General features: G+C 59.9%; 13 protein-coding genes. 6 read left to right on the top strand and 7 right to left on the bottom strand.

Annotated features, from left to right (window positions below; genetic code table 11):
• Positions 1-159 precede the first annotated feature (159 nt).
• The 3 genes from ACP39K_RS04510 (at position 160) to ACP39K_RS04520 (ending at position 4,962) form a co-directional block, all read left to right on the top strand.
• On the top strand, positions 160-333 hold the full coding sequence (locus ACP39K_RS04510) for a hypothetical protein (protein WP_153297017.1): 174 nt from the start codon (positions 160-162) through the stop codon (positions 331-333).
• Positions 334-790: 457 nt separating this feature from the next.
• Entirely contained in the window at positions 791-3,130 is a 2,340-nt protein-coding gene (locus tag ACP39K_RS04515; RefSeq protein ID WP_060444569.1) for a membrane-bound PQQ-dependent dehydrogenase, glucose/quinate/shikimate family, read from the top strand.
• Between the two features lie 191 nt (positions 3,131-3,321).
• Entirely contained in the window at positions 3,322-4,962 is a 1,641-nt protein-coding gene (locus tag ACP39K_RS04520; RefSeq protein WP_033639912.1) for a Na+/H+ antiporter, read from the top strand.
• Between the two features lie 102 nt (positions 4,963-5,064).
• Here ACP39K_RS04520 and ACP39K_RS04525 read toward each other — a convergent pair whose 3' ends face one another.
• Positions 5,065-5,820 carry a glycosyltransferase family 2 protein gene (locus ACP39K_RS04525; protein WP_089184778.1) on the bottom strand — a complete coding sequence of 252 codons (756 nt, stop codon included), beginning with the start codon at positions 5,818-5,820 and terminating at the stop codon, positions 5,065-5,067.
• A gap of 320 nt (positions 5,821-6,140) precedes the next feature.
• Here ACP39K_RS04525 and ACP39K_RS04530 point away from each other — a divergent pair, with 320 nt between their 5' ends.
• Positions 6,141-6,383, top strand: a complete 243-nt coding sequence (locus ACP39K_RS04530; protein ID WP_016927098.1) for a hypothetical protein — start codon at positions 6,141-6,143, stop codon at positions 6,381-6,383.
• 13 nt (positions 6,384-6,396) lie between these two features.
• Here ACP39K_RS04530 and ACP39K_RS04535 read toward each other — a convergent pair whose 3' ends face one another.
• Positions 6,397-7,026, bottom strand: coding sequence for an alanyl-tRNA editing protein (locus ACP39K_RS04535; protein WP_060444568.1), 630 nt, complete (start codon positions 7,024-7,026; stop codon positions 6,397-6,399).
• 85 nt (positions 7,027-7,111) lie between these two features.
• Here ACP39K_RS04535 and ACP39K_RS04540 point away from each other — a divergent pair, with 85 nt between their 5' ends.
• Complete coding sequence (locus tag ACP39K_RS04540) at positions 7,112-8,047, top strand: LysR family transcriptional regulator (protein WP_089184779.1); 936 nt, start codon at positions 7,112-7,114, stop codon at positions 8,045-8,047.
• Here the strand turns inward: ACP39K_RS04540 and alkB are convergent.
• Positions 8,030-8,677, bottom strand: coding sequence for a DNA oxidative demethylase AlkB (gene alkB / locus ACP39K_RS04545; protein WP_033635177.1), 648 nt, complete (start codon positions 8,675-8,677; stop codon positions 8,030-8,032). The two genes, ACP39K_RS04540 and alkB, sit on opposite strands and share 18 nt — an antisense overlap.
• A 139-nt stretch (positions 8,678-8,816) precedes the next feature.
• Here alkB and rarD point away from each other — a divergent pair, with 139 nt between their 5' ends.
• The gene (rarD, locus tag ACP39K_RS04550) at positions 8,817-9,695 is read left to right on the top strand and encodes an EamA family transporter RarD (RefSeq protein WP_033639908.1); all 879 of its coding nucleotides are present in this window, start codon (positions 8,817-8,819) and stop codon (positions 9,693-9,695) included.
• Position 9,696: 1 nt separating this feature from the next.
• Here rarD and dhbA read toward each other — a convergent pair whose 3' ends face one another.
• The 4 genes from dhbA to agp all read right to left on the bottom strand — a co-directional run bounded on the left by dhbA (position 9,697) and on the right by agp (position 14,021).
• Complete coding sequence (dhbA, locus tag ACP39K_RS04555) at positions 9,697-10,455, bottom strand: 2,3-dihydro-2,3-dihydroxybenzoate dehydrogenase (protein WP_025303452.1); 759 nt, start codon at positions 10,453-10,455, stop codon at positions 9,697-9,699.
• Positions 10,456-10,558: 103 nt separating this feature from the next.
• The gene (locus tag ACP39K_RS04560) at positions 10,559-11,749 is read right to left on the bottom strand and encodes an isochorismate synthase (protein ID WP_048796519.1); all 1,191 of its coding nucleotides are present in this window, start codon (positions 11,747-11,749) and stop codon (positions 10,559-10,561) included.
• 188 nt (positions 11,750-11,937) lie between these two features.
• Positions 11,938-12,630 (bottom strand): 4'-phosphopantetheinyl transferase family protein, encoded by a 693-nt coding sequence (locus ACP39K_RS04565; RefSeq protein ID WP_060444566.1) that lies wholly within the window; start codon positions 12,628-12,630, stop codon positions 11,938-11,940.
• A gap of 161 nt (positions 12,631-12,791) precedes the next feature.
• Positions 12,792-14,021 (bottom strand): bifunctional glucose-1-phosphatase/inositol phosphatase, encoded by a 1,230-nt coding sequence (gene agp / locus ACP39K_RS04570; RefSeq protein ID WP_033639904.1) that lies wholly within the window; start codon positions 14,019-14,021, stop codon positions 12,792-12,794.
• Positions 14,022-14,141: the final 120 nt, after the last annotated feature.

A 14,141-nucleotide genomic window follows, 5' to 3' on the forward strand; every position in this document is an offset into this window, starting at 1 on the left:
CCCCTCGCCTGAGCGCAGCCGACATTTTTCGCTTTATCCCGCCCGCACGCTTGTAGACATCCCCAGATAGTGACGATATTTTATTTCCACGAGACTTATTTTTACGGGTGCTATCAATATGCCTTAAACAAGAATAAAGCGCGTCAGGAAAATAGAGTTATGAGTATTCAATTATGGTCTAAAAACCTAAAAAAACACTATCCTAATGTTAATGTTGAAAAAGTCACCGTCGGCGAACGCGGGAAAGGTTATATTGTCTATGTCGATGGAGAAAGAATGGCATTGAATCATTTTTTTCGCCGCTTCTACCGACACCGGCTTGATAAAGAATGACGTTTCACTCTGAACTCAACGCAGGGTAAATCTCTACGCAACCTCGTGATTAAAAGCGATTCCGCATTCATCATCACTCTAAATAATTAGTCCAGAGAGGCTCTTTCATTCAATGCGTTTATCACTGCACTAGAATATCGGATTGCCCAGCACACCCAAAACCGTATCTCTGCGAAACGGTTACAACCCGGTATTAAATAAAAACATTGATGGTTATTTTTATCGCGCGCGTTCTGTCATCGCCCAATAAAATCCCCTTATCTTGGTCCGGCGACTGATCCAAACCGCAATGGCCACTGTTGAAATGGATATCAAAACGACAACTCAATGCCCCTAAAGCGTTAAAGAATAAAAAGTCTCAAGGCGGGAAATGCCTTGCCTTTCGCGCCGGCATTTTCACACGTTGGCAGCGATGGGATGGTGATCCAATGTGGATTTAAAAGTCAAAGGAAAACATATGATTAGAACATCGTTTGGTAAGAGAGCCGCTATAATCACGTTCTTTTGCTTGCTGGTTTTTTCTGGCGTCGCGTTAACCGTGGGGGGAGTTTGGCTTATCGCCCTCGGCGGATCGTTCTACTATGCCATTACCGGGCTAGGCTACATCGCCGCCGCAGTGCTGGTCCTCAAGCGCAGCAAATCAGCTTGTTACTTAACCGGCCTGCTGTTTTTGATGACGGTGCCGTGGGCGCTTTGGGAGTCGGGGCTTAACTACTGGGCATTGTTCCCTCGCCTGCTGGTGCCCGCCGGCCTCTCTATTATCGCCGCGTTTTTACTTCCCTCGTACCTGCACAGCGCCAAGAGTCAAAAGCAGGCTTACATCGCCGGTTCGGTATTATCCGTGGCATTTGTCGCTTTCTTTATCGGCGCCTTCTTTCCCCATGGCGAAATTACCCCTTCTGGCGACGTGACGTTTATCGAGAGCAAAAGCGACAATGCGCCAGCCGATTGGAGCGCCTATGGCCGCACGACGGAAGGAACGCGCTACGCGCCGTTCAATCAGGTGAACCGTTCAACCGTCAAAGACCTGAAACTCGCCTGGGTTTATCGCACCGGCGATTTCCGGCCGGGCGTGGACCAAAATACCCCGCTCGCGATCGATGATTTGGTGTATAGCTGTACGCCCAACGGTCTTATCACCGCTATCGATGCCGATACGGGTAAAGCGCGCTGGAAATTTGACTCGCATTCCACCTCCCCCGTTTGGCAACGCTGCCGCGGGCTTGGCTACTACAAAAATGAGGATGTTGCGCCAGGCGCTCTGTGCGAGAAAGCGATCGTTCACACCACGATCGATGCCCGCCTCATTGCGCTGGATGCCAAAACGGGCCAGAAATGCCCCGCTTTCGGTCAAAACGGTGAGGTGAATCTCGGTCAGCATATGGGAGAAGTGAAACCGGGTTATTACTTCCAAACCTCGGCGCCGACCATCGCCAGAGGGAAGATTATCGTCGGTGGCTGGGTTATCGATAACGTGATGAAAGGCGAGCCTTCCGGCGTCATCAGGGCGTTCGACGCCAAAACCGGCGAGTTGGACTGGGCATGGGACTTAGGCAACCCGGGCATCACCAAGGCTCCGCCGGCCGGAAGCACCTATACGCGCGGTACGCCGAATATGTGGACCACCGCCGCCTATGACGACAAATTAGGCTTGTTGTATGCGCCGCTTGGCAATGCAACGCCCGACTATTACGGCATGAATCGCCCGGAAAATTCGGATGAGTACAACTCTGCCCTGGTCGCCATTGATATTGAAACAGGCCGTGAGCGCTGGAAGTTCCAAACCACGCATCACGACATTTGGGATTATGACCTCGCATCCCAACCCGCGCTGGTGGACGGTTTTGATGAGCAACATCGCCCGGTGCCCGCCCTTTTGCTCGGCACCAAACGCGGGCAGATTTTCTACCTGAACCGGGAGACCGGCAAACCGCTGGCGCAGGTTGAAGAGAAAGCCGTGCCGACCCAAGGCGCCGCAGAGGAAGAGCGCCTCTCGCCAACCCAGCCGTTCTCCGTCGGCATGCCGACCATTGGCGCCGAACGCCTGACCGAAGAAAAAATGTGGGGCACCACCCTGTTTGACCAGATGGCCTGCCGCATCCTGTTCAAACAGATGAATTACCAGGGCGACATGACCCCGATCGGCACCCGCCCAACGCTCGAGCAGCCCGGCAATTTAGGCGGACTCAACTGGGGGAGCATGTCGATTGATCCTGTGAACCATATGGCTTACATGAACGATGTGCGCATTCCGAACGTGTTTTGGTTAGTGGCGCGCGACAGCTATGAACGCGTCGCGAAACAGTACCCGCAAAAAGTGATCGATGGCCACGGGCCTTCCCCCATGATCGGCACGCCATACGGCATGATCACGTTGATGTGGATGTCGCCGCTCGAAGTGCCTTGCAACCAACCCCCTTACGGCACGATCACCGCCGTCGATTACAAAAACAAAAAGATCGCCTGGCAGATACCGGCCGGCACCGCCGAAAAAATGGGGCCGCTGGGCATCAGATCGCACCTGCCGATGCCGGTTGGCATGCCCACCTACGCGGGCACTATGACGACCGCCGGCGGCCTGGTCTTCTTCGCCGGCTTCCAGGACTATTATCTGCGCGCCTACGACAGCAGCACCGGCAAAGAAGTCTGGAAATATGCGCTGCCGGTCGGCGCGAGCGCGACGCCAATGAGCTACGTTTCGCCTAAAACCGGCAAGCAATACATCGTTATTGTGGTCGGCGGCGCCGCGCATTCGACAGAAACCGGCGATTACGTGATGGCGTTTGCGCTGCCTTAACCCGTTGCCCCGTTTGTCTGCGCCATCCCACAGGCAAGCGGGGCGAACCGGCCTTGCTCAACTGCGCTATCTTTATCGACAGCGGCCGCCATGGCCGCTGCTCAGCCTTGGCCGGCGAGCCCGCCTAACGCCGGCATGCAGAAAAACCGTTTGATAACGGCGAGAAAAATTAAATCCACAAAAGGTTCACGATGGAAACATTCTTCACCATATTGATCTTATTGCTCACCGTCTCGTTGTCCGGCGTCGTGACGCGAATCTTGCCCTTCCAGATCCCGCTTCCGCTGATGCAAATCATCGTTGGCGCCGTGTTGGCCTGGCCGCAGTTTGGATTGCATATCGACTTCAATCCCGAGCTTTTCTTGATGCTGTTTATTCCCCCGCTGCTGTTCGCCGACGGTTGGAAAACGCCGGCGCAAGAGTTCATCCATTACGGCAGAGAAATCCTTTGTCTGGCCCTGGTGCTGGTGATCATCACGGTCGTCGGGGTGGGTTATCTGATTCACTTCCTGCTCCCGTCAATCCCCCTCGCCGCCGCATTTGCCCTGGCCGCCGTTCTGTCGCCAACGGACGCCGTGGCGCTGTCCGGCATCGTCGGTAAAGGACGCATGCCCAAACCCGTGATGAGAGTGATCGAAGGGGAGGCGTTGATGAACGACGCCTCCGGTTTGGTTTCCCTCAACTTCTCCATCGCTGTCGCGCTCGGCGCGATGGCGTTTACCCTGGAGAGCGCCTTTCTGACCTTTCTGCAGGTATCGATTGGTGGGGTGCTGTGCGGCATCATTATTGTTTTTCTCTATAATCAAATGGTTAAGTTCATCCATAAATGGATGTATAACGATTCCGCCACTCAGATTATTTTCTCGCTGTTACTGCCCTTTTCCTGCTATCTGATTGCGGAAAGAATCGGCGTATCCGGCATCCTGGCCGCCGTCAGCGCCGGCATGATGATTGGTCAATCCAAAGTGAATCGCAGCATGCCGCTGGTGCGTTTACGCACCAATAATATTTGGGAAATGCTCGAGTTCGTGTTTAACGGCATGGTGTTTATTCTGCTTGGGCTGCAGCTGCCGGGCATCTTGAACTTCACCGTGGCGCAAACCGGTATCGATCATTCCATCAGCCTGGAGACGCTGCTGGCTTACGTGGTGATCATCTATTTTAGTTTGATCGCCGTGCGTTTGATTTGGCTGTGGCTGATGAAGGTCGGCAGCGCGACCCTGATGCGCAAAGATCCGCTGTTATTTTCGAAATTCAGCACGCGCGATCTGTTCGTCGCCGCCTTTGCCGGGGTGCGAGGGGCGGTGACCCTGGCGGGCGTGCTGTCAATTCCGCTGTTTTTATTGGATGGCTCGCCATTCCCGGGGCGGTATCAACTGGTGTTTATCGCCTCGGGGGTCATCCTGCTGTCGATCGTCGTCGGCATCGTCACGCTGCCCTTCCTGTTGCGCGGCAATCTGCCGCCGGAAGAAGATCAGGAAGAGGCTTTCTCCGTTTCAGAAGCCTTGGCGAGCGCGGCGACCAAAGCCGTCAACGAAACCAAGGAAAAGCTGCTCGTCGCCCCGCCGGACGACGCCACGCCGGAGCTGATTGAAGAAACGACGCGGCGGATGCTGGACGTGCTGCAACGTAAAATTCTGACCAAAGAAGACGTTAAGAATATCGTGGCGCTGAAGCGGCTGGAAAAGCAGCTGTACTTAGCCTCGTTGCACGCGGAAAGAGAAGAGCTGTACCGGCTGCGCCGCATGAAGAAAATCAGCCATGAGAAACAGAGAAAGCTGCTGCATCGCATTGATATCACTGAGGTGCTGATCGCTGAAGACAGCGTTTAAACGAGGAGATGAAGGCGGTTCGCCCCCCGCCTTCGGCGCGCGGTCGCCGCCGCAATCGCGCGCCGCAATCGAACGAGTGCTCACGCCACGCCCGTCGTTCGGCTATCTGTGGTACCACGCCTTGAAATACTTCAAAAAGCTGTAGAACACCGCATAAACGCCGGTCACGGCCCCGACCCGGCCCGCTTTCCAGGCGCCGCTGAAAATGTACCACTTGAAAAATGCGCCGATGGCGCTAATCACCCCTCGGAGAATCGATGGCCTTATCGCCTTGTATTTCACCACGCGCGCCGTATAGCTGTTCAGCTTGGCAAACACTTCCTCGATTGAGAAAAAAGTGTCGTGTTTAACGTGCCCGGCCAGTATCAAGGTGGATGCGCCCCCTTCCGCCGCATCATCTACCGGCGCATCATTGAACTTCACCACCTGGCGATGAAAAAAGCGAATGGGGTAATCCGGTGACGAGACGGGATAAAGCGTTCTGACCGCCTGTCCCAACACAAACCAATCGCGACGAATGCGATAGGCGTTGTTTTTGTCAGGGCCTGGGGTGCACTTGAAAAGCCGCATCGCGTCGACCGCTTCATCATCCATGATCTCATCGCTGTCCAGGCACAAAACCCAGTCATGCCGCGCGCGGGATATGGCGTAATTCATTTGCCGGCCATGGGTTTCAAACGGGTGATAAAGAGGCTTGATATTGAAGTCGTCGCAAATGGCCAACGTGCCGTCAGTACTGCCCGAATCCACCACGATGATTTCATCGGCGAACGCCGCCACAGGTTGCAACACGTCACGCAGCAGGCGCGATGAATTAAACGTCAATAAACACACGGAAATCCGGTTACAAAAATCCATTTTACATTCCACGACACTGAAAAAATGCAGTCCATGCCAAAACGGCGGGCGCGCCGTGCAAAAACGCGATCCCAAAGCGCCTCTCCTGCCCCGAGCGCCTCTTCGATTAAGTATTTAGAATATTGGCTGCCCTGTCATGCCCTGGATGATGGCATCTGACTATTTCATCAATTTCAATAAAATCAAAGAGAAAGTCGGATTAAACACGGGCATTCACCGCACCGGCTCACGCGCTGGCGGGCGCCGAGCGCGAGCGCGGCGCTTGGCGGCGCCTTGGTTTTGTTATAACGTATCAAAAAACAAGTAAAGGGAAGACGATGATGAAAATCCAGCTGTCGCTGTTGTTTCTCAGCCTGCTGGCCGGCAAGGCCGCAGCGTTTCAGTCGAAAGTGCCCGAACCGCGCCCGGAGCAGGCGCGGGCGGCGGAACAAAACATCGAAAATCTGTTTTACGGCTTTCACGCCATGGACGCCCAGCCGGTGAGCATCGGCAGTTGCGCGGCGGTGCCGGTAGCGGGATGCCAATGCGCGTTCTGCACCCAGCTGCGGCAGGCCGGGCGCTGAGCCGCCCCCTCATTCAACCCAGCTCATATTGCACGTTCAACTGCCCTTTCTTCATCTTTAGGCCGGTAATCGCGATCGCGCCCACCTCGCCCAGCGCGGCGACATGGGTGCCTCCACAGCCGTAGGCGGGCAGCTCGCCGAAACCGACCTGGCGCAAACCGTCCACCGCCTGCTGGCGGCGCGGCAGATCGGCGGCGATCAAGCGCGCCAGCTCCGCCCGCAAAAAATCCGCTTCTATCGTCTGCGCATCCGGCCCCGGCGCGAAAGTGATGCGCCCTTCACCCGGCCAATGATGAGCCTTGACCGGCCGCCAGCCCCGGGTTTCGCCCAACCAGCCGATCAGATGCCCAGCGGAGTGCCAGCGGGCGTGCAACCGGCGCTGCGCTTCATCGATTTGCATCGTAACCGGCCCGTTCGGCAGCGGCGCGGCGGTAAAGTGCACCACGGTATCCCCCTGCTGCTGCACCCGCAGCACGGTGACGCCGCCTAACGACCCCACATCGGACGGCTGGCCGCCGCCCTGCGGGTGGAACAGCGTGGCGTCCAGCTCCACGGCGTAAGCGCCCGCCTCGGCCGGCGCACAGCTCAACACCTGCGCCTGGCCCTGTAAATCGTCGCTGTAGTAATAACGTCGTTCGGTCATCATTTTTCTCCTCGGTTCGAAGAGCCATTATATTCATGTCATAATCGGAGCATAATCCGCCGCCATCACAATGGACCTTTGCGTCATGAGCACAAATCTTTCTTACGCGCTGTTGGCCGAAATGGCCGTTTTCGTTCAGGTGGTAGAGAGCGGCAGTTTTTCCGCCGCCGCCCGCAAGCTGGGCGCTTCGCCTTCCGCCGTCAGCCGCAGCGTGGCGAAGCTCGAGCAGGCGCTGGCGCTGCAGCTGCTGCACCGCACCACCCGCAAACTGCGGCTGAGCGAAAGCGGCGAAGAGGCGTTTGCGCACTGCCGCACCCTGCTGGCGGCGGCCGACGCGGTCATGGCGATCGGCGGGCGCGGCGCCGCGGAGCCCGAAGGGCTGGTCAGCGTCAGCGTACCCAAAGCGGTGGGCCGCTTCGTGCTGCATCCGCACATGCCGGAGTTCCTGCGCCGCTACCCGAAGGTGGACGTGAGGCTGCGGCTGGAAGATCGTTACATGGATTTGATCGACGATCGGGTCGATCTGGCGCTGCGCATTACCGATCGCCCGTCGCCCGGATTGGTCGGCCGCCAGTTGATGAGAATAGACCATCTGCTGTGCGCCACGCCGCACTACCTGGCGCAACACGGCACGCCGCTGCACCCGCACGATCTGACGGCGCACAGCTGCATCTATCTGGGAGAAACGCCGAGCGACGCGCAATGGAAATTCCGCCGCAGCGGCAAAACGGTGACGGTCAGCGTGCGCGGCCGCTACGCCGCCAACCACACCGGCGTGCGGCTGGACGCGGTGAAACGGCATATCGGCATCGGCAGCCTGCCGTACTTTACCGCCCGCCAGGCGCTCGACGACGGCGAGATCGTGCAGGTGTTGCCGGAATGGGATTTCCTCAGCAGCTATCACGGCGGCCTGTGGTTGCTCTATGCGCCCAACCAGTATCTGCCGCCCAAACTGCGGGTGTTTATCGACTATCTCGTCGCCTGCCTGGCGCAGGAGCCGCAGTTAAAGCGCCTTGCGTAGCGTGATGTTGATGCGGTGCGGCCCCACCAGCGAGTGGTAGCCTTCCTTGACCGGCAGGATGCCGTGAAAACAGAGCCGCGATGGGCCGCCCCACACCACCACATCGCCGTGCGCCAGCGGAATGCGCCGCGCCCGGTCGCTGCGTTGCAGGCCGCCGAACTGAAACACCGCCGGCAGCCCGAGCGACACCGAGACGATCGGCGCGCCGAAGTCGTGTTCGTCTTTATCCTGATGCAGCGACAGCTTACTGCCCGGATCGTAACGGTTCATCAGGCAGGAATCCGGCACGAAGGGGCCGAAGCCCGCCTGCTGCGCAGCTTCGTCCGCCAGCGCCATCAGGATCGGCGGAATGGCCGGCCAGCGTTTGCCGCTGCGCGCGTCGCGTTCCGAATAGCGGTAGCCCCGGCTGTCGCTGGTCCAGCCGTTGCCGCACCAGCTCATCGCCACCGACATCACGTGCCCGCCGGGGGTGGTCAAATGCCGCCACGGCACCTGGGCCACCACGCCCTGCACCGCCGCCAGCAGTTCCGGCCCGTGATCGCGCACAAAGCCGTGCATCACCACCGCGCCGGGGGCGATCTCTTCGCGCCACGGCGGCGGCAGCGCGTCTTCAAAAAGATCGATTGTCATCGCCAAAACCTGTATGAATACACAGTATCCATTGTAACCCGCCGCCGCCGATTGTCCAGCGCCCGGCGGCGCCATTGTCGTTAGCGGCAAATTTCTCTACAGTAGCCGCCATAAAATCAATCACTCACCAGGAACGCGTGTGATTAAGGGCATCACTCTTTCAGTCGTCGCCTCCATCTTGTTCGGCGCGATGTATTACTTCACCTCTACCCTCACCCCGCTGAACGGCGAGCAGGTCTACGGCTGGCGCACGCTGCTGACGCTGCCGTTCCTGACGCTGTTCATGGCGCTGTCCGGCGATTGGCGCAAGGTGGGCGACACGCTGGCCTGGATCGGCCAACGGCCGCGGCGCCTGCTGGGCCTGCTGCTCACCTCGGCGCTGCTGGGGGTGCAGCTATGGCTGTTCCTGTGGGCGCCGCTGCACGGCAAGGCGCTCGACGTATCGCTCGGTTATTTTCTGCTGCCGCTGACCATGGTGCTGGCGGGCCGTTTGATCTACCGCGACCGGCTGTCGCTGCTGCAAAAGCTGGCGGTGGCATGCGCCATGGTGGGGGTAGGCAATGAGCTGTATCAGGCGGGCGGCGTGTCGTGGCCGACGCTGGTGGTGGCGCTGGGTTATCCGCTCTACTTTATTTTGCGGCGGCGTTTCGGCACCGACAATCTCGGCGGGCTGTGGTGCGAGCTGGCGCTGATGCTGCCGGCGGCGGCCTGGTTCGCCTTCGGCGACGGCGGCGCAGCGGCGTTGCCGATCAATGCCGAGCTGTATTGGCGCATTCCGCTGCTCGGCGTCATCAGCGCCGTGGCATTGGTGTGTTACATCCTCGCCAGCCGCCTGCTGCCGTTCAGCCTGTTCGGCCTGCTGAGCTATGTGGAACCGGTGCTGCTGGTGATCGTCGCGCTGCTGCTCGGCGAAAGCATCGGCCAAAGCGAATGGCCGACCTATCTGGCGATCTGGCTGGCGGTGCTGCTGCTGGCGGCGGAAGGCGCGCGGCACCTGCTGCGCCGCCAGCGGGTCTGACTCAGGCGGCCAGCGTCGCGCCGCCGTCGATCACAATGTCCTGCATGGTGATGTGGCTGGCCAAGTCGGAGGCCAGGAACAACACCGCGTTGGCGATCTCGTCCGGGCGAGCGATTTTGCCCAGCGGGATCCCCAGCTTGAACATCTCGGGGAAGCCGGCGATGGTGCGTTGCTGCGCATCATCGGTCTGCCACATGCCGCGCTGCATCGGCGTGTCGGTCGAGCCCGGCGACACCAGATTGCACCGCACGCCGAACGGCGCCATCTCCAGCCCCACGCAGTGGTTCAGGCTGGTCAACGCCGCCTTGGAGGCGCAGTAAGCCGCCATCTGCGCGCGCGGCACGTGCGCGGCGTTGGAGCCGATGCTGACGATCGCCCCGCTGCGCTGCGCCTTGAAGTGCGGCAGCACGGCGCGGAACAGGTAAAACGCCCCCGAGGCGTTGACGTTGATGCACTGGTGCCAGTCATCCACGCTCAGATCTTCGGTATTGCCCATGCGCAGAATGCCGGCGGCGTTGACCAACACGTCCAGTTGCGGGTTTTCCGCCAGCTGTTGGCGGCACACCGCCTCCACCTGCTCCGGCCGGCTGATGTCCAGCGTCACGCAAGGGTAAGGCAAATCCGGGTTGGCGAACTCGCGGTCAAACCCCACCACCTCGGCGCCCTGCGTCAAAAAATGCCGGGCGATCTGCTCGCCGATGCCGCGCGCCGCGCCGGTCACCCACACGCGTTTGCCGGTGAAATCCATCTGAATGCTCATGCGCGCACCGCCATCCGGGCGCACAGCCGGGTCATGTTGTTGTTCATCGTTGTCTCCTGCGAAAAGGATAGGATGCGGCGCGCGCTGCGCCGCAAAAGTGGCCCTACAGCGCGCCGCTGTTCAGGCCGAAAGCGTTGAGCATGGTGCCCAGTTTGGCGGCGGTTTCCAGCCACTCGGACTGCGGCGTCGAGGCGGCGACGATCCCCGCGCCGGCGAACAGCCGCACCCGGTTGCCGCGCAGCAGGCCGCTGCGGATGACGATCGCCCACTCGCCGTCGCCGTTGGCGTCGCACCAGCCGACGATGCCGCTGAACAGGCCGCGATCGTGCGGTTCCAGATCGGCGATCAGCTGGCGGGCGCTCTCGGTCGGGAAGCCGCACAGCGCCGGCGTCGGATGCAGCAGGCAGGCCAGCTGCATCACGTTGAGATTCGGGTTCAGCAGCTCGCCGCGAATGCGGGTGGACAAATGCCACATGGTGCCGGTACTGAGCAGCGACGGGCCGCTGGGCACGCTCAGGCTGGCGCACAGCGGCGCCAGGTGCCGACGGATGTCGTCGATCACCAGCTTGTGTTCGTATTTGTCTTTGGTCGAGCGCATCAGGCGCTCGCTGCCGAGGCGATCCTGCTGCGGATCGTCCTGACGGCGCGCCGAACCCGCCAGCGGGTTGGTGTGGATCTCGCCGCCCTGCTTGCGGATCAGCAGTTCCGGGCTGGCGCCGATCAATACGCCGCCATCGGCCAGCGGCAGGGAAAAGTGGTAACCGGTCGGGTTCTGCACCATCAGGTTATTGAGGATCTGGTGGCCCGCCACCGGCTGCTCAAGCTCGATGTCGAGGATGCGCGACAGCACCGCCTTGTCCAGCTTGCCTTGTTTAAAGCGGCTGACCGCTTCCGCCACCGCGTGCTTGAAGCGCGGCTCGTCCGGAATGCTGGTGCAGGCGGCCAGGCGATGCGGCTGTTGCAGCATCGGGCGCGCGGCGCGGGTAAAGCTGTCGTTGGCGACAAACTCGTAACTTTCAGGCACATACAGGCAGGAAGGCCGGCGCGTGTCGAACGGAATGGCGCCCACCACCACCGGCGTCTCCTGGCCGGCGGCGTTGGCTCGCGCCAGCGCCTGGCGAATATGCTGCGCCAGCGCGCTGCCTTCCTGCTCGCCGCCGAACGCCGGCGTCTCAATCCGTTCGAACACGCCGCTGGCGGAGAGGGAACGGAATTCGGACCGGTACAAAAAGGTCGATTGTTCGGCGTACGCAAACCCGGGGAAGGTTTGGTTTTCTGTCGTCAGTGTCGCCACAGACCACTCCTTTGTTGCGCCTCACCAATGATAATGTTTATGCGAATAATTATCATTAGCTGTAAAAGGAGGATAAATTACACCGATTCCCCACCGAGGGTCAATCTCCGATGAATGAATCTTTCCGCTCGCTGCGGCAAATCCACGTTACGGCGCAGCAAGAAATAACACACTGTTATTATTGTATTTTAGCAAAAAATAAAGGTCGTGACGTCGTCACCTTCACGCCAAAAACGCCCGCTGAACCGGCGGCCGGCGGGGCAATTTGGCGTCAAGGTCTTAAGCAACGCTAATACGAACGTCTGCCGCTGCGTATCCACGGCGACCATGCGCGCATCGAGAAAATCGAAGTAACAGCGCACCTGCGGATAAAGCGCCTTGAACAGGCTCTCTTTGGCGGAAAACGTCAGCGTCAGCAGCTCGTTGAACGGCAGCGTTTCGCGCAGCAACGCCTCGCGCTCCCCCGCCGAAACGATCGCCCCCCACAGCTCCTCCGCCCGCACGTCGGAGAGCAGCGTCTCCACATCCAACCCAACGCCGCCCAGCCCGCTCTCGCGGTGTACGGCGCACAGCGCGGTATCCGAATTATGGCTCAGCGCCCCGGCGATGCCCGGCGGCCACTGCGGCGCGCGATCTTCGCCGCGCGTCAGGGTGAAATCGGCAAAACCGAGCGGCGCCAATAGCTGGCGCGCGAGAACACGCCCGGCCAAATACTCCGCGCGGCGTTTCGGCACCGCGCGCGCCAGATGGTCCGGCAGCGCAAAGCCCGCCTCGGGAAAACTCTCGTCGCGATACTCCGCCAGCGCAAAATGGCAACGCGCCACCTGGCCCGGATAGCCGTCCGGCGTGAAAAACTCGATATTGCGGATAAAAGTGGGCAACGGCGGTATCCATGATAAGCAGGCAGGCTGATGATGTTAGCCCCCGAAACCGCCTGCAACAATGACCCTGGGCAAAATAAATGGCGTTAAGGCTCGTACGGCGGCACGTTAGCCGGGATGGGGAGAGGCCTCTCCCCCGCGATCGGGAGAGAGGCTGGGCATTACAAGATGCCTTTCATGGTCTTTTCGAAATCGCTCCAGGCGCAGAAACCGTCCTTGTCGATCGGGCAGCCTTTCAGCGCCAGCGTCACGCGCTGCGGCGGGGTTTGCAGCGTCAGCGGCGTCGCCTTGCGCAGCTGTTCGGTGGACTGATAGACGTACTCAATCTTCAGCAATTCACGGTTGTTTTGCGCGTCGCGCCAGCGCTGGAACACCAGTTTGCCGCCTATCGGCGTTTTCTCGTACTGCTGCGGCAGCTGATACGGCTGGAACTGCATGGCCGACAGCAGCGAGGCGATATTGGAGTCGTGGCCGACCAGCACCGTCAGCTTCGGCGCGTCCGGTTTGCGCTCGCCGAGCAGCGCGTTGTTGATGTAGGTCAGCAGCGGTTTGGCGACGTTCTGCGCCACCACCGGCGAGGTGAACAGCGAATCCTGATAGCCGTCTTTCAACTGCGCCAGCTGCTTCCACTGCTGCGGGGTGGCGATTTTGCCCCAGGCCACCTCTTTCATCGGGAAACCTTCGTAATACTGCAGCATAAAGGCGTCCACCAGCGAGTTGCCCACCCGCAGCGGGCCGGAGACGCCCGGCTCTTTGCCCGGCACCGCGCTCATCACGCTGGCTTCTTTGGTCAGGTCGCAGTGTTTGTCGGTCTTGCAGGCGGCGGAATCCTTGTAGTCGATGATCTTCGCCAGCTGTTGGTAAGAGGCGTCCAGCTTCAGCGAGCCCAGCGCGGCGTTCATCGCCGCCAGCGCCTGCTGGTTGAAGGCTTCGCTGGTATCGGTGATGATCGGGTTGAAGGTCGGATCCATCTCGCCCATCTTGTCCTGATGGTGCACGCTGACGTCGCAGCCGGGGAACGCGCCGTTGCTGAAGAACTGCGCGGTGGCCACCGTGCGCTGCAGGCTGTTGGCGTAGACGTACACGCTGCCGGCGGTCGGGCAGCCCTCTTGCGGCAACAGGCCGGTCTGCTTCAGCCAGGCGTTGAAATAGTGCCCCATATACACTTCCAGCACCCCGCCCTTGGTGGTCAACTGGCCGCCCGGCGTTTCCCAGACCGGCCAGGCCTTCGGCGTGGACTGCGCCAGCACGCTGCCGTTGTTGGCCAGCGGCGCGCGCAGGTTATGGCGGCTCATCACCAGCACCTGTTCCAGTTGATAACCGCCGGCGTCCGCCAGCGCGTTCCCGGTGAATAACAAGGGCAGGCACAGCAATAACGTTTTTTTTCTCATCCGCAGAGGCTCCCGGAAAATGATTATTTTTAAGGTGTTAGCGTTTGCCTGCGTATGATGGCGGGGTTAGTGTGACAAGTGTGTGACAGGGTTCACGGGAAAAGATCGTACCAGCGGCCA

It is taken from the genome of Serratia sp. EC4 (assembly GCF_059652115.1).